At 64.3% G+C, this 23,577-nt stretch carries 21 protein-coding genes; 13 read left to right on the top strand and 8 right to left on the bottom strand.

From position 1 onward, the window contains the following. Positions 1-23 precede the first annotated feature (23 nt). Positions 24-1,055 carry a rhamnose ABC transporter substrate-binding protein gene (gene rhaS / locus HV796_RS14385; protein ID WP_175227176.1) on the top strand — a complete coding sequence of 344 codons (1,032 nt, stop codon included), beginning with the start codon at positions 24-26 and terminating at the stop codon, positions 1,053-1,055. Between the two features lie 85 nt (positions 1,056-1,140). Here the strand turns inward: rhaS and HV796_RS14380 are convergent, their stop codons facing one another. Beyond that, complete coding sequence (locus tag HV796_RS14380; protein WP_175227175.1) at positions 1,141-1,818, bottom strand: response regulator; 678 nt, start codon at positions 1,816-1,818, stop codon at positions 1,141-1,143. A gap of 331 nt (positions 1,819-2,149) precedes the next feature. On the opposite strand from HV796_RS14380, the gene HV796_RS14375 reads away from it, so the two are divergent. From HV796_RS14375 to HV796_RS14345, 7 genes are all read left to right on the top strand, one after another. Beyond that, positions 2,150-2,296: a hypothetical protein gene (locus HV796_RS14375; protein ID WP_175227174.1), complete on the top strand. Its 147-nt coding sequence runs from the start codon at positions 2,150-2,152 to the stop codon at positions 2,294-2,296. Positions 2,297-2,395: 99 nt separating this feature from the next. Continuing rightward, positions 2,396-3,349: a lysophospholipid acyltransferase family protein gene (locus HV796_RS14370; RefSeq protein WP_246355861.1), complete on the top strand. Its 954-nt coding sequence runs from the start codon at positions 2,396-2,398 to the stop codon at positions 3,347-3,349. Between the two features lie 79 nt (positions 3,350-3,428). After that, positions 3,429-4,628: an HlyD family secretion protein gene (locus tag HV796_RS14365; RefSeq protein ID WP_175227173.1), complete on the top strand. Its 1,200-nt coding sequence runs from the start codon at positions 3,429-3,431 to the stop codon at positions 4,626-4,628. A 2-nt stretch (positions 4,629-4,630) separates the two neighbouring features. After that, complete coding sequence (locus HV796_RS14360) at positions 4,631-6,748, top strand: peptidase domain-containing ABC transporter (protein ID WP_175227329.1); 2,118 nt, start codon at positions 4,631-4,633, stop codon at positions 6,746-6,748. Beyond that, on the top strand, positions 6,745-8,076 hold the full coding sequence (locus HV796_RS14355) for a TolC family outer membrane protein (RefSeq protein WP_175227172.1): 1,332 nt from the start codon (positions 6,745-6,747) through the stop codon (positions 8,074-8,076). The genes HV796_RS14360 and HV796_RS14355 overlap by 4 nt, the downstream gene beginning before the upstream one ends. A gap of 112 nt (positions 8,077-8,188) precedes the next feature. Beyond that, a complete protein-coding gene (locus HV796_RS14350) occupies positions 8,189-9,901 on the top strand; it encodes an IlvD/Edd family dehydratase (RefSeq protein ID WP_175227171.1) in 1,713 nt (570 codons plus the stop codon). A 50-nt stretch (positions 9,902-9,951) separates the two neighbouring features. Beyond that, entirely contained in the window at positions 9,952-10,884 is a 933-nt protein-coding gene (locus HV796_RS14345; RefSeq protein ID WP_246355860.1) for a dihydrodipicolinate synthase family protein, read from the top strand. A gap of 37 nt (positions 10,885-10,921) precedes the next feature. Here HV796_RS14345 and HV796_RS14340 read toward each other — a convergent pair whose 3' ends face one another. The 5 genes from HV796_RS14340 to nirB all read right to left on the bottom strand — a co-directional run bounded on the left by HV796_RS14340 (position 10,922) and on the right by nirB (position 18,269). Then, positions 10,922-12,079: a CmpA/NrtA family ABC transporter substrate-binding protein gene (locus HV796_RS14340; RefSeq protein ID WP_175227170.1), complete on the bottom strand. Its 1,158-nt coding sequence runs from the start codon at positions 12,077-12,079 to the stop codon at positions 10,922-10,924. Between the two features lie 10 nt (positions 12,080-12,089). Continuing rightward, on the bottom strand, positions 12,090-12,665 hold the full coding sequence (locus HV796_RS14335) for an ANTAR domain-containing response regulator (protein WP_175227169.1): 576 nt from the start codon (positions 12,663-12,665) through the stop codon (positions 12,090-12,092). A gap of 97 nt (positions 12,666-12,762) precedes the next feature. Next, entirely contained in the window at positions 12,763-15,453 is a 2,691-nt protein-coding gene (locus tag HV796_RS14330; protein WP_175227168.1) for a nitrate reductase, read from the bottom strand. Positions 15,454-15,481: 28 nt separating this feature from the next. Then, a complete protein-coding gene (gene nirD, locus HV796_RS14325) occupies positions 15,482-15,811 on the bottom strand; it encodes a nitrite reductase small subunit NirD (protein ID WP_175227167.1) in 330 nt (109 codons plus the stop codon). A gap of 25 nt (positions 15,812-15,836) precedes the next feature. After that, on the bottom strand, positions 15,837-18,269 hold the full coding sequence (gene nirB / locus HV796_RS14320; protein WP_175227166.1) for a nitrite reductase large subunit NirB: 2,433 nt from the start codon (positions 18,267-18,269) through the stop codon (positions 15,837-15,839). A gap of 434 nt (positions 18,270-18,703) precedes the next feature. Here nirB and HV796_RS14315 point away from each other — a divergent pair, with 434 nt between their 5' ends. Further along, complete coding sequence (locus HV796_RS14315) at positions 18,704-19,972, top strand: dienelactone hydrolase family protein (protein WP_425497094.1); 1,269 nt, start codon at positions 18,704-18,706, stop codon at positions 19,970-19,972. Positions 19,973-20,021: 49 nt separating this feature from the next. Continuing rightward, complete coding sequence (locus HV796_RS14310) at positions 20,022-20,444, top strand: hypothetical protein (RefSeq protein ID WP_175227164.1); 423 nt, start codon at positions 20,022-20,024, stop codon at positions 20,442-20,444. 27 nt (positions 20,445-20,471) lie between these two features. Here the strand turns inward: HV796_RS14310 and HV796_RS14305 are convergent, their stop codons facing one another. Then, on the bottom strand, positions 20,472-21,080 hold the full coding sequence (locus HV796_RS14305) for a histidine phosphatase family protein (RefSeq protein ID WP_175227163.1): 609 nt from the start codon (positions 21,078-21,080) through the stop codon (positions 20,472-20,474). Between the two features lie 228 nt (positions 21,081-21,308). On the opposite strand from HV796_RS14305, the gene HV796_RS14300 reads away from it, so the two are divergent. Both HV796_RS14300 and HV796_RS14295 read left to right on the top strand, forming a co-directional pair. Continuing rightward, positions 21,309-21,536 (top strand): CbtB domain-containing protein, encoded by a 228-nt coding sequence (locus tag HV796_RS14300; RefSeq protein WP_175227162.1) that lies wholly within the window; start codon positions 21,309-21,311, stop codon positions 21,534-21,536. A 14-nt stretch (positions 21,537-21,550) separates the two neighbouring features. Next, the gene (locus tag HV796_RS14295) at positions 21,551-22,294 is read left to right on the top strand and encodes a CbtA family protein (RefSeq protein ID WP_175227161.1); all 744 of its coding nucleotides are present in this window, start codon (positions 21,551-21,553) and stop codon (positions 22,292-22,294) included. Positions 22,295-22,343: 49 nt separating this feature from the next. Here HV796_RS14295 and HV796_RS14290 read toward each other — a convergent pair whose 3' ends face one another. Further along, positions 22,344-23,279, bottom strand: a complete 936-nt coding sequence (locus HV796_RS14290; protein WP_175227160.1) for a LysR family transcriptional regulator — start codon at positions 23,277-23,279, stop codon at positions 22,344-22,346. Between the two features lie 102 nt (positions 23,280-23,381). Here HV796_RS14290 and HV796_RS14285 point away from each other — a divergent pair. After that, on the top strand, positions 23,382-23,577 hold a 196-nt coding region (locus HV796_RS14285), incomplete at its 3' end, for an AEC family transporter (RefSeq protein ID WP_175227159.1).

Raw genomic sequence — 23,577 nt, 5'->3', positions numbered from 1 at the left:
CAATTCCAGCGAGGAGACACGCAATGCACAAACCTTTGCTTCACGCGAAAGCCGCGGCCACGCACATGGCCACGGCGGCGCTGCTATGCGCGGCGATGCTCGGCATCGCCAGCACCGCGCACGCGGCCGACCTCAAGAGCGGCTTGAAGATCGCCTTCGTGCCGAAGCAGATCAACAACCCGTACGAAGTGATCGCCGACGACGGCGGCATGGCCGCGATCAAGGATTTCAAGGGCGTGGGCAAGGTAGTCGGCCCGTCGGACGCGGGCGCGTCATCGCAGGTGTCGTACATCAATACGTTGATTACGCAACAGCAGGATGCGATCGTGATCGCCGCGAACGATGCGAACGCGCTGGTGCCTTACCTGAAGAAAGCGATGTCGCAAGGCATCAAGGTCGTGACGTTCGATTCGGACACCGCGCCCGAAGGACGGCAGCTGTTCGTCAACCAGGCGAACGCGGAAAGCATCGGCCGTGGCCAGATTCAGCTGGTGGCGAAGCTGATGGGCGGCGAGGGCGAGTTCGCGATTCTGTCGGCGACGCCGAATGCGACGAATCAGAACACGTGGATCAAATGGATGCAGGAGGAGCTGAAGAAGCCCGAGTATTCGAAGATGAAGCTCGTCAAGATCGCGTACGGCAATGATGACGACCAGAAGTCGTTTGTCGAGACGCAAGGCTTGCTGCAGGCCTATCCGAACCTGAAGGCGATCGTTGCGCCGACATCGGTCGGTATCGCGGCCGCAGCGCGCTACATTTCGACATCGTCGAGCAAGGGCAAAGTCGCGGTCACGGGACTCGGCACGCCGAACCAGATGCGTGCATTCGTGAAGAACGGCACGGTCAAGGCATTCCAGCTGTGGGACCCGGGTCAGCTTGGCTATCTCGCCGCGTATGCGGCGGCGAATCTCGCGTCAGGGACGATCACCGGCAAGGAGGGTGAGTCGTTCGAAGCCGGCAAGCTCGGCAAGCGCACGATCGGCGCGAACGGCGAGATTATCCTTGGACCGCCGACCACGTTCGATGCGAGCAATATCGATAACTTCAATTTCTGATGCACGCTAGCCGGCAGTCGTCGCGCTGACGAACGCCTGGACGCCATCAATAAGGGCCGCGCTGAATGTTGTGCGCGGCCCTTTCTTATCGAATAAGCCGGGTGATGTGCGCGTAGCGGATCATATCCGCGTTCGTCGTGATGCCAAGTTTGCGCATCGCATTGCTTTTCTGTGTGGCGATCGTGGAAACGGAACGGTGCAGGCGTGCAGCGATTTCCGTCAGCGACAGTCCGGCTCCGTACAGACGAATGACTTCAAGTTCCTTGCCCGTCAGCGACGAGCGATCGGCGAGGCCCGGCACCGACGGTCGCGGGCCGTCGAGAATCGCCTTTACCCCGGCGGACCGGTAACGCTTTCGATGCATCGCGACTTCTGCCACGGCTTCGGCGAATGTGCCGACGCTTTCGGATTTTGTGACGATCCCTGCGACGTTAATTTGTTCGAGTTCCTGAAGAATGTCGCGATTGCGGACCATCGTGAACACGAGGATCGGCGTGTCTGGATAAAGCCGCTTGAGTTGCCTCACGAGATGTAATCCGTCGCGATCGGCCTGCACGCCATGCATGAGCAGATCGGTGATGATCAGATGCCAGGGTCCGGTCTGCAATGCATCGAGTAGTTCCGCGCCCGATGCGACGCTTGCGGCGATCTGCATGCCGGCGATGCGGCTCAAGGTGGCGGCTGCTGCATGGCGAATGACCGGATGATCGTCGGCGACGGCAATGCGAATTTCGCATGGAGGCTGGTGTGATGAGAGGCACATACTGAATGCGGTACGCACACCGCAGCTTTCGTAACGTCCCGATTCTATCGTTCGATTGCTGCCGATGCAGCAAAGTGACGATATTTTACGGATCGCCCGTGAAGATTCGAAAGATTCTTATGGTGCGGGGGTATATCGATACGGATACTGCTGCCTGTCCGGTACGCCTTTCGGATGGTGTTTCCAGACACTTCTCAATTAACGAGGCTAAAAAATGCAAAAAATCGACCGTAACGCACTGACTCAAGCAAATGTCGCGGGTGGTTGCAATAAGCGGCAGTCCAGCACCGCTAGTGCTGCAACGGTGGTGGTAGTGAAGGTGGGCTAAACCATGCTAAAGATCGATCGTAGTGCATTGGTTCACGCGGGGATTGCCGGTGGTGCCAACAAAGGCGGCTCCAGCTCTGCTTCGGCGACCTCGGTGGTCGTGGTGCAGGTCGCCGCATCGTCGACGGCATCCCAGTCGTCGGGGCACTAAGCGTAAAGGCGAAGGCCGGCACGATCGCAAGGTCGCGGCGAATACTTGAGGTGCGCGAGTATCCGCTGCGGCCGCGTCGTTTTGCTGAGCGTCAAGTCGATGAATATCCGTCACTTCTTCTGGCGCAATCTGTCGCGTGCTCTGCGACAGATTGCGGCATGGCGCTACCGGATTCGCGCACGCCTGTTGTGTCGCATGTCGCTGCGCACGATCGAGTGGCTGGCGCTGGCCGGATGGGCAATGCGCAGCACGATTGACGCGCGCGCACGCTGGGTGGGCATCGAACGATGGGAAACCGGTCGTGACGTGCTGCAACTGAAATCGCTGAAGCGGCGCGACGTCCTGATCGGCGCGCGTCTCGAAAGGCTGATTGATCAGCGGCTGCACTTCGGCCGGCAGCTGCATCGTGCCGAAGCATGGCCCGATCTTCAGGCGGTCGCCGCGACGATTGCGCAACGGGTTGCCGAACTGAAAGCGCAGGCGGTATCCCGGCCGGTGATCGTCGCGCCGTTTCACTACGTGTCGCAATACGCGAACATCTATGTGGTCGACGAATTGCGCAAGCGGCTCGGGCTCGAGTCGATCGGCGTCGTGTCCGGTGTGCCGCGCAATCTGTATGGCGACGACGACGCGTTGATCCCGGCGATTGAAGTGTTGCATACGTACGGCGGCGAGAACCGCAACGGCCTCGGGCTGCGCGTGATTCGGTCGCTGCGGCGCAATGGCGTGGTCGTGCTGTTTGCGGATGTGCCGCCGTACACGCTGATGCGTTTTCCGATGGAAACAGTGGGCGTCACGATGTTTGGCCGGGCGGCACGGATTCATCACGGCGTGTTTCGCCTCGGTGCGCCTGTCGACGCGTGGCTGTTGCCGTTCTATTTGCGCTTCGAACGAGGGCGCTTCGGCGCGCAGCTATGCGATGCGATCCCGCTCGCCGCCGAGAACGCGCCGCAACGGGTCGCGGATTGCATCGAACGTGCGTTGACCGATAACTTCGCCCGCTCGCTCGTTACGGGTCATTCGTCGATCTACGCCTTTTCTCCATCCCGCTGAACCACATTGCGCTGGGCCTATAGCGACGTTTTCTCAGACCTTCATATGCCTGCCGCAGCGGGCTTTTGCCATTACTGCAATGGATCCAACCAATCTGCCCCAGTTTCGCGACATCCCGTGGCGATGGATTGCGTATGCGACGTCTGCCCTGCTTGGGGCGGCAATTGTCTTCGCGTTCAACCATCAGATCGAAATCAAACAGGACGTACCGTGCGAAATCATATCGTCGTCCGAGTTGAAGATTCGCGGCATCAGCGGACTCGTGACGTCGATCTACGTGCAACCGGCCGCGCAGGTTGCGCAGGGCGCTCCGCTTTTCAGGCTGCAGCGCGACCTGTCGCTCGCGAGCGACGGCCGCCAGCGCCTGGATTTCGATACACGAATGCGCGACGAACAGCTCGCGGCCGCCGACACGCAATGGGCGCAGCGCAAGATCCAGTTGCATGCGCAACTGGACGGCGCCCGGGCGACGGAGGCAAGCAGGCGCGCCGAACTGGCCGCGCTCGACGAACAGATCGCGGAGGCCCGCGCGCTTGCGGCAGGGGCCGAGCGCAAGCTGCAACGGCTCGAGTCGGCGGCCGGGCTTGTGACGGCAAATCGCGTCGAGGATGCCAGCACCGAAGTGCATCAGGCGCGGGCGAACGTCGCGCAGAGCACGGCGCGGCGTGCACAGCTAGTGGGTGAGATCGGCGCGTCGCGCAATACGCGAGCCGATCTCGAAGCGCAATTGAAGGAACTGGACGCGCGCCACGCGCGCGACGCGCAGGATATCCGGCTGCGCTTTGAACAGTCGCGCCAGGACACCACGATTTCCGCGCCGAAGGCGGGGGTGATCACGTTTTCGAGTCTCGTACCGGGGCGCATGCTCGCGCCCGAAGACGTCGCGCTGGTGATGGCGACCTGCGACGATCGCCGCCTGCGTGCCGCACTGCTGATTCCGTCGCGGCGCCGCGGTTTCGTGCGGATCGGGCAGACGGTGCGGCTCAAGTTCGATGCGTTTCCGTACGCAAAATTCGGGACTTACGAAGCGCGTATCGATGCGCTGTCCGATACGACCGTGGACGCACCTGCGAGGCCGGACAGCAATCAGAAAGAGCCCGGCAAGCCGGCCGGTGACAGCTATATGGCGTGGGCGACGCTGCACGGCCGCACGTTCGATTTCGAAGGGCAGCACTTCGACATCCTGCCCGGCATGCGCGCGATGGCCAGCATTGTCGTCGAGCGAAGAACGATTGCCGAATGGGTCCTCGCGCCTCTGTTCCGCGTGTGGAGGGGCTGAGCGTGCGCGTGATCTACCAGAACGAAGTGGCCGAATGCGGCTATGCGTGCCTTGCGATGGTGCTGTCTCATCTCGGCCGTGCGACCGAAGTGCGTGAGCTGTCCGCGTACCGTCCGATTTCGGCGAACGGCCTGTCGTTAATGGACCTGTACGACGTTGCCGTCGAGTTCGGTCTTGCGGTGCAGGCTTACCGGTTCGACGCGGCGGCGGATCTGCATTCGATTGCGTCCGGCTCGATCCTGCACTTCGGCGGTGCGCATTTCGTGGTGTTCGAGAAATCCGGCCGTGGCTATGTGCAGGTGATCGATCCTGCCACCGGCAGAAGACGTATCTCAATCGATACATTTATCGCGAGCATCTCGGGCTATCTGCTCGAATGCGCACCGACGCCGACCCTGCCGCGCATCCGCGCGAAGTCGCGCGTTCCGGCGGCGCTTGCGCGCGTGCGGGCGCTTAACCCGTTGCTCAGACAACAGCTCGCGAAGGTGCTATTCGTCGCGCTCGGCAGCCAGTTCGCGATTCTGGCGATGCCGTATCTTGGGAACCTCGTGCTCGACTATGTCGTGGCGGCCGACAATCTGAACTTGCTGAACGTGCTGGTGCTGACGTTCGCCAGCATTTTCGCGGCCGGCGCGTTGAGCCAGTATGTCGAAGCCACGCTCGTCGAACTGGTGCACGGCCGCGTGCGGGTCAATTCGACGGAAGGGCTTTTCGGGCACCTGCTGCGCAATCCGATCCCGTGGTTCGAGAAGCGCCACGTCGGCGATGTATTCGCACGCATCAAGGCGCAGGACGAAATCAGCGTGTACGCGACGCGGACCTTCGTATCGTTGTGCGTCGACGTGACAGTCGGCGTGCTCGCACTCGGTTTGATGTTCATGCAAAGCTGGCGTCTGACGCTCATCGCGCTGGCGATGTTTGCCGTCTATGTCGCGATTGCGGTGGCGATGTTCACGCGGATGCGCGACACGCATGCACTCGTCGTTGAGCGCTCGGCGAACTGTGACGACGCGTTGATCGAGACGATCCGCGCCGCGTCGCTCGTCAAGCTCGCGCAGGGCGAAACGCGCCGCACTGCGCTGTTCATGACGAAATACAAGGAGTACATCGCGGCGACACTGTCGAGCACCCGGCTAACCAATACGCGCGATGCGATCCTGAAGCTGGTGAACTATGCCGACACGATTGCGATTATCTGGTTCGCCGCGCGCCTGATGCTAGGCGGCACGGTTTCCGTCGGCGTGTTCTATTCATTCCTGATCTACAAGTCGCTGCTATCCGAACGTTTTGCGCACGCGATCAACGCGGGGTTCGGGTATCTGATGCTAAGCGTGCCGGCAGCGCGTGTGGCCGATATCGCCGACTGCGAAGAGGAGCGCTACATACCGCTCGCGGACACGCAGCGCGCGGCGGAGGTCCGCGCATTCCGTCAGCTCGAGGTGCGCAACGTGACGTTCCGCTACGGCGTGTCGGACGAGCCGGTGTTGAGAAATGCAAGTATCGATATTGTCAGCGGTGACAAGATTGCGATCGTGGGTCCGTCGGGCAGCGGCAAGTCGACGCTGTTCAAGCTGCTGTCCGCCGCGGAGCCTTTTCAGGAAGGACATATCGCGCTGAACGGCATCGACTGGCGCAACCTGAGCGTTGACGAAATTCGCCGGCACGCCGCGCATATGCGGCAGGGCGATCTGATTCTGCATGGTTCGATTGCCGACAATGTGTCGCTGTTCGCCGCGAGTGTCGACGAGGAGCGCGTGCACGCGACGCTCACCGCGGTCGGTCTGTTCGACGACGTGATGCGTTTGCCGATGCGTACGCGTACGGTGATCAGCGACACGATTGCGAATATCTCGGCCGGCCAGCGGCAGCGCCTGTTGCTGGCGCGCGCGCTCTATCAGCGGCGCAGCCTGCTACTGCTCGACGAGCCGACGTCAAATCTCGATCCGGCCTCGGTCCGGCATATCGCCGCGCTGTTGCAGCAACTGGATTGCACGGTCGTCGTGATCACGCACGATCTGACGCTGGCTGCGGCGTTCGACATTCGCTACCGGCTGCGCGACGGCGCGCTGCGGCGCGAAACAGCGGACAGTGCGGGGTGCGCGATGGAGACGGCGACATGATTAAGCGGTGTCTCGCAGTCTGCGCGTGCGCCGCGCTGCTGGTCGAGAGCGGCCATGCACGCGCGGTGGACTTGCTGTCGGTGGTTGAACAGGCAGTCGACCATGACGCGTCCGTTGCGCAGGCCCGCGCATCCTATGAAGCGGCGCGGCAGGCGGTGCCCGCGGCGCGCGGCGCGCTGCTGCCGCAACTGTCAGGCGGCTGGGGGCGCGGCTATAACCGTATCGATACGGAGGACTTTCCGCGCAGCAGCTACTGGCAAAGCGGTTGGACCGTCAGCCTGACGCAGCCGCTGTTCGATTGGACGCGCTGGACCACGTACCAGCAAGCCGGTGTGATCGAAGCGCGCGGCGCCGTCGAATACGGCGGCGCGCGACAGGCGTCGATGCTGCGCGCGGCGAAAGCGTATTTCGACGAACTCGCCGCGGAAGACGACTTGCGCCGCGTCGAAGATTACCTCGTGGCGATCGATGTCGAAATCGAACAACTGCATCGCCGGCGCGACGCGGGCGAGGCAACTGACATTGATTTGCGTGAAGCGCAAACGCTGCGCGGCGAAGTCGTTTTGCAGCGGCGCGCCGCGCAGAATGCGCTGCAAACGAAACGGCGCGCGCTCGAACAGGTCACGGGCGCGCCTTTCGAACCGCTGGCGCGGTTGAACAGCGCGACGGCGTTGCCGGCCGCTGCGCCCGCCGACCCCGATGCGTGGGCCGAGCAGGCACGCGAGCATGGTTTCGGCGTGCAGATGCGGCAGCTCGACATGCAGATCGCGCAGTACGACGTCAGCAAGGCGCAAGCTGCGCACTATCCGGTCGCAGGCGTGACGGCGACCTATTCGCCTGCCGGTGCAGCGGCAGGCTACGCACGGCCGACGACCACGACAACGGCCATGTTCACGGTGACGATTCCGATTTTCTCGGGCGGCGAGTTGCAGGCGAAAGTCCGGACGTCCGAGGCGCTGGAAGATAAGGCGCGCAATGGCTTGCTGTCGGCGCAACGCGACGCCGAAGCGGCCGCGCGCGATAGCTTTGCGCGTTACGAAGCGGGGCGCGAACGGACCGGCATGCTGATCGACTTCGTCGAGTCGTGCCGCGACACGCTGACGGCCACACAAGCGGGTGACAAAGTCGGGAGCCGAACCAGCACGGACGTGCTGCGCGCGATGAATGCGCTGTACGCGGCGCAGCGCGATTTGCGTGCCGCGCGCTACGACACGATTGTCGCGCTATTGCAATTGAAGGCCGACACTGCGTCGCTGGATACCGACGATATCGTGGCGGTGGGCACGCTGTTGATGGGGCAGAGCCCGAGCCATAACGCGCCGATGTAAGGGATAACGCGGACTCTGGCGTGCCGACGGCCCCTGCCGGCGCCGCCGCGATGCGGTAAGCTGGGCACTTGCCGCGACAGACGGCACCCACAAAAGAGACACAGGAGGCGACATGCGCAAGCTCCGCTCGCAGAGCTGGTTCGGCAGGGACGACAAAGATGGCTTTATCCATCGTTCGTGGATGAAGAATCAGGGTATTCCGCATGACGAATTCGACGGCCGGCCGGTTATCGGCATCTGCAATACGTGGTCCGAACTTACTCCATGCAACGCGCATTTCCGTGAGCTGGCCGATTATGTGAAGCGCGGCGTGCGCGAAGCCGGCGGCCTGCCGCTCGAATTTCCGGTGATGTCGCTTGGCGAATCGAATCTGCGGCCCACCGCAATGCTGTTCCGCAATCTCGCGTCAATGGATGTCGAGGAATCGATTCGCGGCAATCCGATCGACGGCGTGATTCTGCTGGTCGGCTGCGACAAGACCACGCCCGCGCTGCTGATGGGCGCGGCGTCGTGCAATCTGCCCGCGCTCGCGGTATCGGGCGGACCGATGCTCAATGGCCGGTTTCGCGGCGGCACGCTCGGCTCGGGCACCGGCGTCTGGCAAATGTCCGAGGAAGTGCGCGCCGGCACGATGACGCAGCAGGAGTTTGTCGAAGCCGAATCGTGCATGAACCGCTCGCGCGGCCACTGCATGACGATGGGTACCGCTTCGACGATGGCCTCGATGGTCGAATCGCTCGGCATCGGCCTGCCGCACAATGCGGCGATTCCCGCTGTTGACGCGCGCCGCCAGGTGCTGGCGCATATGGCGGGGCGCCGCATTGTCGAAATGGTGCGCGACGACCTGACTATGGACAAAATTTTGACCCGTCAGGCTTTTGAAAATGCGATCTGGGCGAATGCGGCGATCGGCGGTTCGACCAACGCGGTCGTGCACCTGCTCGCGATCGCGAAGCGCATCGGCGTCGACCTGAAGCTCGAGGACTGGGAGATCGGTTCCGAGGTGCCGTGCGTCGTGAACCTGCAGCCATCGGGCGAATTCCTGATGGAAGACTTCTATTACGCCGGCGGACTGCCGGCGGTGTTGCGGCAACTCGGCGAACAGGGGCTGCTGCATCGCGATGCGCTGACCGTCAACGGCAAGACGATCTGGGACAACGTGCGCGACGCGCCGAACTATAACGAGCAGGTCATCACGACCTTCGCCGAGCCGTTCAAGCCGCACGCGGGCATCGCGGTGCTGAAAGGCAACCTCGCGCCGAACGGTGCGGTGATCAAGCCGTCGGCGGCCACCCAATCTCTGCTCAAGCATCGCGGCCGCGCCGTCGTGTTCGAGAACGTCGAGGAATTGCATGCGAAGGTCGACGACGATTCGCTCGACATCGACGAACACTGCGTGATGGTGCTCAAGGGCGCGGGGCCGAAGGGCTATCCGGGTTTCGCGGAAGTCGGCAATATGCCGCTGCCGAAGAAGGTGCTGCAAAAAGGCATCACCGATATGGTGCGGATCTCGGACGGCCGCATGAGCGGCACCGCGTATGGCACGGTGGTGCTGCATGTGTCGCCGGAGGCCGCGGCCGGCGGTCCGCTGGCACTCGTGCAAACCGGCGACATGATCGAGCTCGATGTGAAGGCGCGACGCCTTCATCTCGAAGTGTCCGACGAGGAACTCGCGCGGCGGCGTGCCGCATGGCAGGCGCCCGAATTGCCGAAGCGCGGTTACTACCGGCTGTACGTCGAGCACGTGCTGCAGGCGGATCAGGGTGCGGACCTCGACTTCCTCGTCGGTGCGAGCGGCGCACCGGTGCCGCGCGAGTCTCATTGAATCCGGCATTGAGCACCCGCATTGAACGTGAACGCTGAGCGACGCGATCGATGAACGCCATGACCCAAACGCCGTTTTCGCCCGCGGGCATGTGGCCCGTGCTGTACGCGTATTTTGACGCGCACAACAGACTCGATCGCGACACGATGCGCCGGCAAGTCGATGCAACGATCACGGCCGGCGCGAGTGGCATCGTCATCCTCGGTCTCGCGACCGAGGTGAACCGGTTGTCGCTCGAAGAGCAGCATTGCTTGATCGACTGGGCCGCGACGGATATCGCGTCGCGCGTGCCGTTGGCGGTAACGGTCACCGGCGACACCGTGGATGCGCAGGTTGCATTGGCCGACTACGCGGACCGGCGTGGCGCAACGGGCCTGGTTCTGCAACCGCCGTCAATGCGCGACCGGCCGGAGTCGTTCTATTTCGACTTTTTTGCGGCGGTCATGCAGCGTACGCAGCTGCCGGCCGGTATTCAGAATGCGCCCGAGTACCTGGGTGTCGGCTTGTCCGCGCAATCGATCATCGAACTTACGGCGCAGTGCCCGCGGTTTCGCTGGCTGAAGGGCGAGGGGCCGACCGTGACGATTCGCGCGACCATCGAGCGCCTGCGCGCGCTGGGCCATCCTTTGCCGGTGTTCAATGGCAGAGGCGGGCAGGAGCTCGTCGACAATCTGCGGGCGGGCTGCGCCGGGCTGATCGTCGCGCCGGATACGTTCGATTGGCAGGCCGCGATCTACCGGGCGTGGGCAGAAGGCGATCTGGCGCGGGCGGAAAGCGTGTACGCACAACTATTGCCCGCGATCGTGTTCGTGATGCAATCGCTGGATACGCTGACCTGTTACGGCAAACGCCTTGCTGCATGGCGGATGGGGTGGGACGTGTTGCACGATCGTGGCGTGGCGCCGACGCCGTTCGGACTGGAATGCGCGCGGCGCTTCGCGGCGAACCTTGGCGCATTCGCCGACCGGCGGCAAGCGCTATAGCGGGTCGCGTCTTTCCGGCGCACGGCGGGGCTGGGTATCAGGATCCTCGTATCGCAAACGTATCGGCATACGCTGCCGGGTTCGCGCCATCCCACACGTGCCCGTCGATCAACACCTGCGGTGTTCGATCGTCCGGTATCGTCACGCCTGCATGATGTGCTGCTTCGCGATACAGCGCCGTCTGGTTGATGCGCGCGGCAATCTCCGCATAATCGTCACGCCTGTCAATCATTCCCCAGCGCTGGTACTGCGTCAGAAACCAGACGCCATCGTCCGGCCGCGGATAGTTCACGTGGCCGCCTGCAAAGAAACGCACCGGCAAGCGCGTTGCATGCACGGGCTCGCCCTGCAAGCGCGGCGCGATCATATCGGCCGGTACGCCGATAAATTCGGGTTGCGCGAGACGTCGCGCAATTTCCGCGCAATGGTGGTCTTCGTCAAGCCAGCGGCATGCTTCGAGCATCGTCTGCACGAGCGCGCGCGATGTGTTCGGAAAGCGGCTCACGAAATCGCGCCGGCAGGCGAGCACCTTCTCCGGATGGTCGGGCCAGATCTCGCTGCTATACACGACCGTCGCACCGACGCCTTGAGCCTGCGCGACCGCATTCCACGGTTCGCCGACGCACAGGCCGTCGAGCTTGTCCTGCGCAAGCGCATTGACCATTTGCGGCGGCGGAATGACAACGCTTTCGATATCGCGTAACGGATGCACGCGTTGCGCGGCGAGCCAGTAGTACAGCCACATCGCGTGCGTGCCGGTCGGGAAGGTTTGCGCGAACACAGGTTTGCGGCCGAGCGTTGCCAGTGCCTCCGGCAGCGTGCGATGCGCGCTGAGCGCTTCGGTCAGGCGGCGCGACAGCGTAATCGCCTGGCCGTTGCGGTTCAACACCATCAGCACGGCCATATCGGTTTGCGGGCCGCCGAGACCCAGCTGCACGCCATACACGAGACCGTACAGCGCATGCGCGGCGTCGAGATCGCCGGCGATCAGCTTGTCGCGCACCGCGGCCCACGAAGGCTGGCGCACCAGCTCGAGCGTGAGTCCATGGGCATGACCAAATTCGTACAGCTTCGCGGCAACGAGCGGCGCGGCGTCGCTGAGCGCAACGAAACCGAGGCGCAGATGCGTCTTTTCGGGTCCGCCTGGCGCGGCGCGCGAGGTCTCGGGACGATTGGAGTGTGCAGGTTGAGTCATAGGCGTCCCATCATTCCGGCAAGCCTGCCGACGCGACGATCTGGCGCGCGACGTCGACAAGTTTGATGCTCTGGTCCATCGCACGCTTGCGCAGCGTCGCGTACGCGGCGTGCTCGGTCATCTTCTGACGCTCCATCAGCACGCGTTTCGCGCGGTCGATCAGCTTACGCTCGGCGAGTTCGTTTTCGGCCTGTGCGAGCCGTTCACGCAGTTTCGATTCCTGCGCAAAGCGTGCGAGTGCGACTTCGAGGATGGGCGCGAGGCGCTCCGTCGCGAGACCTTCGACGAGATACGCGGTCACGCCCGCGTCGACTGCATCGCGAATCAACTGCTGATTCGCGTCATTGCTGAACATCAGCACGGGGCGAGGCGCAGCCGCGCTCATCACCGCGAGCTGCTCGAGCGTGTCACGCGAAGGTGACTCGGTATCGATGATGATCACGTCTGGCCGTTCGCTTTCGACGGTGCGGTGCAGCGCTTGCGGCGTCGCCGTGCCAGCCAGCATCTCGTAGCCGAGTTGCGCGAGCGTTTCGCGCAACTCGCCGATGGGCTTGTCGGTATCGGTGACGAGCAGTACACGCAGCATGTTGTTCCAGGTTCGAGTCTTCCGCAGCGCGGCGCTTCAGTTCGCCGCTTTGCATCGCGGCTTTACATGGCCGCTTCACATCACCGCTCACATCCCTTCAACCCTCGACGGCGGCGGTCTCGACGAGCCGCTTCAGTTCCGGCACGCATGAGCCGCAGACCGTGCCGCAGCCGAGCGTTGCCTTCAGTTCGGGCACCCCCGCACCGTTTGCGATCGCTTCGTTGATGCGGGATTCCTTCACCTGCATGCAACTGCACACGACCCGCTCACGCGCCGCCGGTTCGATGCGCAACGCGGCGAATGCGGCAAAGCGCGGGCCGCTCCACGGTTTCGCGTCGCGCAATTTTGCCAGTAAAGCAGCACCGTTGCCGGTGTCGCCGGCTAACGCGAAGCCGTCCAGCACGTTGTCGCGCCAGACCGCGCGCCTGTCAAGTCCGCGCCGCGCATCGCGATACTCGAGCGTGTCTTCGCCGGCCGGCATGACCAGCGCGGCATGGACGCGCTCGAGCCACCCTTGTGGCGCGCCCGTGTGCGCGGCACGCAGGATCAGCAGATCGTCGGCGTCGAGCGTGACCGATGCGTACGCGCATTCCTTCAGCAGCGGCTGCAGCGCCGCTTGCAGCGCGAGTGCGTCGCCGCGCCGCGCCGCGATCATCCGCCACGGCAGTTCGGCGCGCTCGACGCGCACGGCTGCATGCTTCAGCTCCGGCTGTTTCGAGTGCGGGTCGACGGCGGCGAGCGTGGTTTCGTTGATGCCGCCGCTCGCGACGAATTGCCCGTTCCAGTGCATCGCCGCGAACACCGCACCCGACTGCACGTCGTCGGAAATCTGCAGCGGCAGCACCAGCGCGCCGCGCCGGCTCTTCACGTGCACCAGGTCGCCGTCAGCGAGGCCGCGCCGCGCGGCGTCGCCGGGGTGCATCGTCAGCGCCGGTTCCGGCGCATGCGAGAACAGCGTCGCGACGCGGCCGGTGCGGCTCATGCCGTGCCACTGATCGCGCAGACGTCCGGTGGTCAGCCGGAACGGGAAACGCGCGTTGACTTCGTCGGCGACGGGCAGGTATTGCGTCGGATGAAAGCGCGCGCGGCCGTCCGCCGTCGCGAACTGTCCGTCGGTATAGCGGCGCGCGGCGCCAGCCACGGCGCCGGCCGGAAACGGCCATTGCTGCGGACCGGCGGCATCGAGCAGCGCATAGCTGAGGCCGCCGATATCGAGGTCGCGCCCGGCAGTCAGCGCGCGGTGTTCGTCGAACACCGCTTCGGCCGAGTCGAAGCCGAACATCTGCGGCTCGCGTGACAGCCGCTGCGCGATGCGGCGCGCGACTTCGTTCGCGATCCACCAGTCCGGCTGCGCGTCGCCGGCGGGCGCGACCGCCGCCCGCACCCGCGTGATGCGGCGTTCCGAATTGGTCACCGTACCGGCCTTTTCGCCCCACGTTGCGGCGGGCAGCAGCACATCCGCATACGGCACCGTATCGGTCTGCATGAACGCGTCCTGCACGACGACGAATTCCGCCTGATCGAGCGCTTCGCGCACCTTGGCGATATCCGGCATCGAATGCACGGGGTTCGTGCACGCAATCCAGATCGCCTTGATCGTGCCGGCGCGCAGTGCGTCGAACATGTCGACCGCCGGCAAGCCGGGATTGGCCGACAGGCGCGCGACGTCGTCGAGGCCCCAGAGCCGTGCGACCTCTTCGCGATGCGCGGCGTTGCCGATATCGCGGTGCGCGGCGAGCATCGTCGCCATGCCGCCGACTTCGCGGCCGCCCATCGCGTTCGGCTGACCGGTCAGCGAAAACGGGCCGGCGCCGGGGCGGCCGATCTGCCGTGTCGCGAGATGCAGGTTGATCAGCGCGAGATTCTTGTCGGTGCCATGGCTCGACTGGTTCAGTCCCATGCAGTACAGCGACAGCGATGCGGGGCTCGTGCCGAACCATTCGGCCGCCTGCAGCAGGTCGCGCTCGGCGATGCCGCACAACCCGGCCGCGACGTGCGGCGTGAACTCGCGCACCCGTGCCTTGAGTTCGGCGAAACCGGCTGTGTGCGCATCGATATACGCACGATCGATCGCGCCTTCCCAGATCAGGTGATGCAGCATCCCGTTGAAGAGCGCGACATCGGTGCCGGGCTCGATCGCCAGATGCAGGTCGGCCATCGCGGCGGTATCGGTGCGGCGCGGATCGACGACGATCCAGCGGATCGCCGGGTTGGCGGCCTTGGCCGCTTCGAGCCGGCGAAACAGGACCGGATGCGCCCACGCCATATTGCTGCCGGCGAACAGCACGGTCTGCGCGTGTTCGAGGTCTTCGTAACAGGTGGGCGGGCCGTCCGCGCCCAGCGCCATCTTGTACGCAGTCACGGCGCTCGACATGCACAGCCGCGAGTTCGTATCGATGTTGTTGGTGCCGATCAGGCCTTTCGCGAGCTTGTTGAAGACGTAATAGTCTTCGGTCAGCAACTGGCCGGACACGTAGAACGCGACCGCGTCCGGACCGTGCGTGGCGATCACGTCGGCAAAGCGCTGCGCGACCGTGTCGAGCGCGTCAGGCCATGACACCGTGTGGCGCGGCTCGTCGCGCCGCGTACGCAGTGCGGGTTGCAGCATGCGGCCGGTCTGGCTGCGCGCGCTGTCCGCGAGCGCCATCCCTTTGCTGCACAGCCTGCCGAAATTCGCCGGGTGCTCGGGGTCGCCCTGCACGCCGGTGATGCGTCCGTCCTCCGCCTCGATCAGCACGCCGCAGCCGACGCCGCAGTAACAGCAGGTGGAACGGGTGACGGTCTTCATCGAACCTCCTTACCGCGGTTACCGTTGGCTATGCGAGGCACAGATAGACCGTGCCGTCCGCGTCGACGCGTACCGGAAAGTGGCGCGCGCAACCTTCGTCGGGCGCCTTGGCGCTGCCGCTCGCGAGATCGATATTCCACGCGTGCAGCGGGCAGGTGACGCTCTCGCCGTGCACGATGCCGAGCGACAGCGCGCCGCCCTTGTGTGGGCACCGGTCCAGCAGCGCGTACACGTTGTCCTGCGCGGTGCGAAACAGCGCGATATTGCCGTCCGCGCGTTCGAGCACACGGCTGCCGAGTGTCGGAATGTCGGCGACGCTGCAGATGCGCGTCCACGCGCGGGTGACTTGCATATCCATGGTTGTGTTTCCTGTCGTCGGATCGTCAGGCCACTACTTTGAGCGGGATGTATTCGTTCTTCTGCGTGCCGCCGATGCGGGCTTCCCACGGGTCGGGCAGGCCTTCGAGCGAATACAGCAGCCGCTCGTACAGCGCCTTGCGGTTCGCCGCATGGTCGACCACCTTCTGCTTCACATAGTCGAGGCCGACGCGTGCGATGTAGTGCACCGTGCGATCCAGGTAGTACGCTTCTTCGCGATAGAGCTGCAGGAACGCGCCGGTGTACTCCTTCACTTCATCGGGCGTCTTCACCTTGACCAGGAACTGCGCGACTTCGGTCTTGATGCCGCCGTTTCCGCCCACATACAGCTCCCAGCCGCTGTCGACCGCAATCACGCCGACGTCCTTGATGCCGGCCTCCGCGCAATTGCGCGGGCAGCCTGACACCGCGAGCTTCGTCTTGTGCGGCGACCACATATTCGCGAGCATCGTCTCCAGATCGATGCCCATCTGCGTGCTGTTCTGCGTGCCGAAGCGGCAGAACTCGCTGCCCACGCACGTTTTCACGGTACGGATCGATTTGCCGTACGCGTGGCCCGACTTCATGCCGAGGTCCTTCCACACATTCGGCAGATCCTCCTTCTTCACGCCGAGCAGGTCGATGCGCTGGCCGCCGGTTACCTTCACCATCGGGATGTGGTACTTGTCCGCGACATCCGCGATACGGCGCAATTCGGACGAGTTCGTCACGCCGCCTTTCATCTGCGGGACCACCGAGAAGGTATTGTCCTTCTGCACGTTCGCATGCACGCGCTCGTTGACGAAGCGGCTTTGCGGATCGTCGACCGCTTCGCGCGGCCAGCTCGACAGCAGGTAGTAGTTGATCGCCGGCCGGCACGTCGCGCAGCCGTTCGCCGTGCGCCATTCGAGGAAGTCGTACACGTCGCGGTGCGTGAGCAGATGATGGTCGCGAATCGCCTTGCGCACTTCGCCGTGGTTGTGGTCCGTGCAACCGCACACGGCCTTCGTCTTCGGCGTTTCCTGGAAGCTCGAGCCGACCGTGCTCATCAGGATCTGCTCGACGAGCCCGGTGCACGAGCCGCACGAGCTCGATGCCTTGGTGTGCTTCTTCACGTCGTCGAGCGTGAACAGACCTTTCTCGGTGATCGCTTTGACGATCGTGCCTTTGCACACGCCGTTGCAGCCGCACACTTCGTCGCTGTCGGCCATCGCCGCTGCGCGGCTTTGGCCTTGCACGCCCGCATCGCCGACACTCGATTCGCCGAACATGATGTGATCGCGCAGCTCGCCGAGCTTGCGGCCTTCGCGCAGCAGCTTGAAGTACCACGCGCCGTCGGCGGTGTCGCCATAAAGGCATGCGCCGACCAGTTGATCGTCCCGGATCACGAGCTTCTTGTAGACGCCGCCCGCCGGATCGGACAGCACGATTTCCTCGGTGCCGTCGCTGCCGAGGAAATCGCCCGCTGAAAACAGATCGATACCGGTCACCTTCAGCTTGGTCGATAGCACCGAGCCCTTATAGCTGCCGATGCCCATCAGCGCGAGGTGGTTTGCGGCTACCTTTGCCTGCTCGAAGAGCGGTGCGACCAGACCGTACGCAATGCCGCGGTGGCTCACGCATTCGCCCACTGCGTAGATGCGCGGATCATAGGTCTGCAATGCGTCGCTCACGACAATGCCGCGCTCGCAATGCAGCCCGGCCGCTTCCGCGAGCGCCGCGTTCGGCCGGATGCCAGCTGCCATCACGACCAGATCAGCCGGTATCGCGCTGCCGTCGTTGAAGATCACGCCGGTGACTTCGCCCGCATCGTTGCCGGCGATTTCCGCCGTCGCTTTGCTGAGCAGGAATTTGAGCCCGCGCGTCTCGAGCGAGCGCTGCAGCAGCTTGCCCGCGGCGGCATCGAGTTGCCGCTCGAGCAGCGTGTCCGCGAGGTGCACGACGGTCACGTCCATGCCGCGCAGCTTGAGCCCGTTCGCCGCTTCGAGCCCGAGCAGCCCGCCACCGATCACCACCGCGTGACGCTTCACCGTCGCCGCGTCGATCATCGCCTGCGTATCGTAGATGTCCCGATACGTGATCACGCCTTTGAGCGTATTGCCCGGCACCGGCAGGATGAACGGCGTCGAGCCGGTGGCGATCAGCAGGCGCTCGTACGGCGCTTCGATGCCGTCGGCGGCGACCACCTTGCGGCGCACGCGGTCGATCTTCTCGACGGTCTTGCCCAGATGCAGGCGGATGTTGTTCTGCTCATACCATTCGAGCGGATTGAGCACGATATCGTGGAACGACTGCTCGCCGGCCAGCACCGGCGACAGCAGGATGCGGTTGTAGTTCGGGTGCGGTTCGGCGCCGAAGACCGTGATGTCGTAATGATCGGGTGCGATCGTCAGCAATTCTTCGAGCGTGCGGATGCCGGCCATGCCGTTGCCGATGACGACGAGTCGGGGTTTGCTCATAATGTCCGTTCTGCCGAGGTATCGCGCAGCGGGTGATAGAACCCGCTGCGACACACGTCGAACGCCATTGCCCGACCGGATCGGCCGCCGTTCCGCCGCGCGCTCATGTTGGCGCGTTGACGCGGAACTGCCGCCTGGTAGTGCGCGGGCCGCGGCTGCCGATGCCGCATGCGGTTCCGCTCGTTGCCGCCCTGCGTCGTTGCAGGGAGCGCATTGCGTTAAAGCAACGGTCATGCCATTCAGCAGCAAAGCCCGGATTCCTTATCCGGCAATGCATTGCACGCATCGGCGGCGACTTTTGTATTGCACCGCAGCAGTGCGCGCGGCCGGCGGTGCACTGATTTAGCGCGACGGCGCGCCGATGCGATGCTCACAGGCTTTCCGCTGACTTTCGTCGGGAATATGGGCCGGTCTCGTGCGTTCTGGAAAACCTATTGGCTCTTCGCAGCACCGCCTGGTGCGACAACAAGATGGACGACTTCATTCAGATCGCTGCGAGCCATGGCCAGAGTTTCGCAGGCTATATCGCATTGCCCACGTACGATTCCGCGCCGGGCCTCGTGCTGTTGCACGATATCTTCGGCATCGACGAACATACCAAAGCCATCGCGAGACGCTATGCGGAGGAAGGGTACGTGGTCGTCGTCCCCGATCTCTACTGGCGGCTCTCGCCGCGCGTTTCGTTCAGCCGGCATGGCGATGGCGTCGCGCAGGCGCGGGACTATGACCGGCGCCTCGACCTCGAGCATGCGATCGACGACATCAATTCCACGGTCGAAGCGCTACGCGAACATCCGGCGCAGCGCGACAAGGTCGGCGTGCTCGGCTTCGGGCTCGGCGGCAAGCTGGCGGTGCTGGCGGCGGCGCACACCGATGTCGACTGTGCGGTCGGCTACTGCGGCGCCGCGCTCGAAGGGTATTTGCACGAGGCCCGGCGGTTGCGTTGCCCGCTCGTGCTGCACCTGGCGGGGCGCGTGGCGTCCGCCAGCGAGACGCTCGTGCGTGGCAAGATTCGCGCGGCGTTCGAGTATCGGCCAGGCGTGACGATCTACGAATACGAATGTGGCGAGTCGTTTACGGTGCCCGGCCCCGGGTTCGACCGGTCGTCGGCGTCGCTGTCGTATTCGCGCTCGCTATCGCTGCTCAAGAAAACGATGGGGCCGATCTATGCGATCGAGCGCGTCTGGAAACGGCACACTTATCACAAGTACGTCACGCGCGACGCCGATGCGATCATGGAAACGATGGTTGCCGATCCGTATTTCAACGACGTGCCGACAATGACTGGCGCGGTCGGCCACGAGTCGCTCAAGCGCTTCTACGTCGAGCAGTTCATGTATTCGATTCCGCCGGACGCGCGGCATGTGCCGGTGTCGTTTACGATCGGCACTGACCGGATCGTCGACGAATTCGTGATGTGCTGCACGCACACGTGCGAAATGCACTGGATGCTGCCGGGCATCGAGCCGACCGGCAAGTACTTCGAGGTCGCGATGGTCGCGGTGATCTGCTTTCGCGGCGACAGGATCGACAATCTGCATATCTATTGGGACCAGGCGACGGTGCTCGCGCAGATCGGCAAGCTTGATACCGAAGGGCTGCCGGTGGTGGGCATTCAGTCGGCGCGCAAGGTGCTCGACATTGCGCGGCCGAGCGATTCGTTGATGCCCGGGGTCAGTGAAGGCGACGACAAGCGGGGCTGAGCGCGAGTAGGCTTGTTGCATTGCCGATTCGATTCCTTCGGGGGCGCCCATGGACACGAACACGATCGCATCGCTTGCCGTCGCCGGGGTTCTGGCGGTTGGCCCGCTCGCTACGATGGCGGCCGGTGAAGCTTGCGGGATGTTGTTGGGCGCCGGCGCGGACCCGGCGAATGTGGCGAATGTCGCGAGCGGTTCGAGTGCGGCGAGCGGCTTTCATGTTCGCGAAGGCGAGTCAGTCAATCTGGTCACCGCTGGCAAGACAACGCCGGGCACGCTGCACGTGTACGCGGATAACGGGGCCTACCGGCTCTACTGGCAGCCGGACGGGCAGGTCGAGCGCTACGTGCTCGCGAATGCGGGCGCCAACGCAGTCAGGCTGATCGCGATGCCCACGCAAGGCGTGCCCGCCGGCAACGGCGAACCCGGTACGCTGCTTGCACCGCAGCAGGTTCTGTCCTGCCCGATGCTGTGATGTATGTGCGTCGGGCGGCCGTTTGCGTCACGGCTGCGCATTCGCTTGCGCGAGAGGCCACCACTTCCAGCCGTGCTGGTCATGGTGCCGCAGTTCGATCGACGTAAGCGGCGCGATTTCAATCTGCGTGAATGCGCTGGCCGGCGCGCGCAGCACATGAATGAGCGCGGCGCGCAGCACGGCCGCGTGAGTAACCGCGACCACCGTGCTGTCACCCGGGTGGCGCGCGGCAAGATCGTCGAGCCACCCGCCAACGCGCGCGAGGACCGCTTCGAACGATTCACCGCCGGGCGGCGCCGCGGCGGGGTCGTGCAGCCAGGCTTCGAGTGCTTGCGGCGCTTGCGCGGCGACATCGGCGACACGCAGGTGCCGCCATTCGCCGTAGTGGGTATCCGCGAGTTCAGCGGTGACCGCTGCCGTCAGACCCAGCGCGCGTGCCGTATCGCGTGCGCAGGCCGCGGGGCTGGTCAGCGCGCGCACGCGGCGGCTGTCGTCGAACCGGATGTGCGCGCGCAGGGCATAGGCGTTTGCGTCGGCGAGGCCGCGCGCATCGAGCGGTTCGTCCTCGCCCGCGAACGTTGCGCTGCGCTGCGCGGCCGTCAACGCGTGACTGATTAACCGTAGACGTGTCTGCATGTCGTTCCATCGTGATGCCCGCTGATTTGCGGGCCGGTGCGATCCGTTCGCGGCGCCGCACAGTTTAGCGCGTAGAATATTCGCCACGCGAGGCGAGGAAGCCGGTGCAAGTCCGGCGCGGTCGCGCCACTGTAATCGGCCACATGGTGGTCCGGAAGTCAGACCCAAGCTTCGTGCCATTTCTTTTCAATCGACTATCGGGGCGCGCAACCCCAAGGGATACCCAACATGACCGACGTCATTTTCAAGCCGCTCGACGCGCTCGAGCCCGTCGCCGAGCCCACGCCGATCCCGCTGCGCGAACTGCTGCCATGGGTGGTGTTCGGCGGTTTGCTGTTGCTGCTGGCGCTGTATTTCGTCGGCGCCGAAGAGGGTGCGACGTCGCTTATTCCCGGTATGTACGTGCACGAATTCGTCCACGACGGCCGCCATCTGCTCGGCTTCCCCTGCCACTAACGCAGGAGCGAACCATGGTGGGTAAATTGCTGGTGCGCGGGATGCTCGCAGGCATCGCCGCGGGGCTGCTCACGTTCGGATTTGCCCGTGTGGCGGGCGAACCGCAGGTCGATCAGGCCATCTCGTTCGAGGAAAAAGCCGATGCGGCGAAGGGCGAAGCGCCTGAGCCCGAACTCGTGAGCCGCGGTACGCAGGCGGGTGCGGGCTTGCTGACCGGCGTGGTCGTGTACGGCGCGGCGGTTGGCGGGCTGTTCGCGTTGACCTTCGCCTATCTGTACGGCCGCGTCGGCAAACTGAGCGCGCGCGCGCTATCCGTGTGGCTCGCGCTCGGCGCGTTTATCGCGGTCGCGATCGTGCCGGCGCTGAAGTATCCGCCCAATCCGCCATCGGTCGGCGACCCCGAGACGATCGGCTATCGCACCGGGCTGTACTTTCTGATGATCGTGATCTCGCTGACCGCACTGGTGTTTTCGATGAAAGTGCGGCGTTATGCGGCCGCGCGCTTCGGCGCGTGGAATGGTGCGATTGTCGCGGGGGCGGTGTTCATCGTGATCATTGCGGCGGTGCAGGCTGGCTTGCCGGATATCAACGAGGTGCCGGCCGCGTTCCCGGCGGTCGTGCTGTGGAAGTTCCGCGTTGCCGCGCTCGGCATGCAGGCCGTGCTGTGGACGGTGCTTGGCCTGCTGTTCGGCGCGCTCGCCGAACGCATGCAGCGTGTGCGACGCGCCGCGCAACCGGAGCGCCGGTTGGCGGGCTGAATCGTCAAGCCGCTTGTTGCGTGATGATGTGCGCTATGGGGTAATGGGGCTATAGGGTGGCTTGCGCGGTCATGTCGCGCAGGCCGCCTTCCCCGCGAGGCGCTCCGCCAGCCGGTTGCGCGACCTGTTCGAGCAATCGCGCGAGACACGGGTTGCGGTTCGTCGGCAACCACACCAGCACCTGAGAAATCGACGGTGCTTCAATCAGCGGCTTGAATACGACGCCCGCCAGCTGTGCGCGCTGCATCGACGTTGGCACGAGCGCGACGCCTGCTCCTTCATCGACCAGACTCAGCACGGTCTGCTGCAAGCGCACCTCGAAACGCACATTGGGTTCAAAGCCAGCGGCGCGACAGTGTTCGACGATCGCGGCGTGCAGGCCTTCGCTGACCTCCCGCACCGCAATAACGAACGGCTCCTGAGCGAGCTGCGCAATGCGCAGCCGGCGCGCGCGTGCGAGCGGGTGCCGGCGCGGCAGTGCGACGCACAGCGGTTCGGTCAGCAGCGTGCGTTCGCAGAGCACGTGATGCGGCGCGCCGGAGAGCATGATCGCCGCGTCGAGCCGCCCGTCGAGCACTTGCGCTGCAAGGTCATTCGAGACAATTTCCCGCAAGTTCAACGTGACATCCGGAAACGCCGCGCCGTAGGTGCACGCATAGGTTGGCAGCACGCTGTACGCGGCACACATCGTGAAGCCGATCGTCAACTCGCCGCGTTCGCCGAGCAACGCGGCGCGCGCGTTGCGGCCAGCCTGGTCGAGCGCGGCGAGAATCGCTTTCGCGTCGGCGTAGAAGCGCGCGCCGGCGGCAGTCAGCGTGACGCTGCGCGAATTGCGCTCGATCAGCGTGACCCCGAGCGATGCTTCGAGCGCGGCAAGCTGCCGGCTTAATGGTGGCTGCGACAGGTTGAGCCGCGCGGCCGCGCGGCCGAAATGCCGCGTCTCGGCAAGCGTGACGAAGTACCGGAGCGGCTTGACGTCGATCATGATGCAAAAAAGGTATGGTTGAGCACTACAATCAGCATTGGATTGTATCGTTGTTCGCGCTTACGCTGGCGTCCTTCCGATCCTGCCGCTGCGCATTAGCTGATGCTGTCCACGCTTGAAATCCTGATTCCCGTATTCGCGCTGATCCTGGCTGGCTTCGTTTGCCGGCGGCGCAATCTGCTCGGCCCGACCGCCGCTTCCGAACTGAACCGTTTCGTCGTGTGGCTCGCGTTACCCGCGCTGCTGTTCGACACGATGGCGCACTCCACCTGGCATCAGCTTGATCAGCCGGGTTTCG

The sequence above is a fragment of the Paraburkholderia humisilvae genome (assembly GCF_902859855.1).
Lineage (GTDB): Bacteria > Pseudomonadota > Gammaproteobacteria > Burkholderiales > Burkholderiaceae > Paraburkholderia > Paraburkholderia humisilvae.
This window is presented reverse-complemented; position numbering and strand designations above follow the sequence as displayed.

What these genes read in the sequence shown, in the direction of transcription:
- HV796_RS14380 (WP_175227175.1), bottom strand. Translation starts at nt 1,818, where the DNA reads ATGTGCCTCTCATCACACCAGCCTCCATGCGAAATTCGCATTGCCGTC.
- HV796_RS14330 (WP_175227168.1), bottom strand. Translation starts at nt 15,453, where the DNA reads ATGAAGACCGTCACCCGTTCCACCTGCTGTTACTGCGGCGTCGGCTGC.
- nirD (WP_175227167.1), bottom strand. Translation starts at nt 15,811, where the DNA reads ATGGATATGCAAGTCACCCGCGCGTGGACGCGCATCTGCAGCGTCGCC.
- HV796_RS14365 (WP_175227173.1), top strand. Translation starts at nt 3,429, where the DNA reads ATGGATCCAACCAATCTGCCCCAGTTTCGCGACATCCCGTGGCGATGG.
- HV796_RS14375 (WP_175227174.1), top strand. Translation starts at nt 2,150, where the DNA reads ATGCTAAAGATCGATCGTAGTGCATTGGTTCACGCGGGGATTGCCGGT.
- rhaS (WP_175227176.1), top strand. Translation starts at nt 24, where the DNA reads ATGCACAAACCTTTGCTTCACGCGAAAGCCGCGGCCACGCACATGGCC.
- HV796_RS14340 (WP_175227170.1), bottom strand. Translation starts at nt 12,079, where the DNA reads ATGACTCAACCTGCACACTCCAATCGTCCCGAGACCTCGCGCGCCGCG.
- HV796_RS14335 (WP_175227169.1), bottom strand. Translation starts at nt 12,665, where the DNA reads ATGCTGCGTGTACTGCTCGTCACCGATACCGACAAGCCCATCGGCGAG.
- HV796_RS14310 (WP_175227164.1), top strand. Translation starts at nt 20,022, where the DNA reads ATGGACACGAACACGATCGCATCGCTTGCCGTCGCCGGGGTTCTGGCG.
- HV796_RS14295 (WP_175227161.1), top strand. Translation starts at nt 21,551, where the DNA reads ATGGTGGGTAAATTGCTGGTGCGCGGGATGCTCGCAGGCATCGCCGCG.
- nirB (WP_175227166.1), bottom strand. Translation starts at nt 18,269, where the DNA reads ATGAGCAAACCCCGACTCGTCGTCATCGGCAACGGCATGGCCGGCATC.
- HV796_RS14290 (WP_175227160.1), bottom strand. Translation starts at nt 23,279, where the DNA reads ATGATCGACGTCAAGCCGCTCCGGTACTTCGTCACGCTTGCCGAGACG.
- HV796_RS14305 (WP_175227163.1), bottom strand. Translation starts at nt 21,080, where the DNA reads ATGCAGACACGTCTACGGTTAATCAGTCACGCGTTGACGGCCGCGCAG.
- HV796_RS14345 (WP_246355860.1), top strand. Translation starts at nt 9,952, where the DNA reads ATGAACGCCATGACCCAAACGCCGTTTTCGCCCGCGGGCATGTGGCCC.
- HV796_RS14355 (WP_175227172.1), top strand. Translation starts at nt 6,745, where the DNA reads ATGATTAAGCGGTGTCTCGCAGTCTGCGCGTGCGCCGCGCTGCTGGTC.
- HV796_RS14300 (WP_175227162.1), top strand. Translation starts at nt 21,309, where the DNA reads ATGACCGACGTCATTTTCAAGCCGCTCGACGCGCTCGAGCCCGTCGCC.
- HV796_RS14370 (WP_246355861.1), top strand. Translation starts at nt 2,396, where the DNA reads ATGAATATCCGTCACTTCTTCTGGCGCAATCTGTCGCGTGCTCTGCGA.
- HV796_RS14350 (WP_175227171.1), top strand. Translation starts at nt 8,189, where the DNA reads ATGCGCAAGCTCCGCTCGCAGAGCTGGTTCGGCAGGGACGACAAAGAT.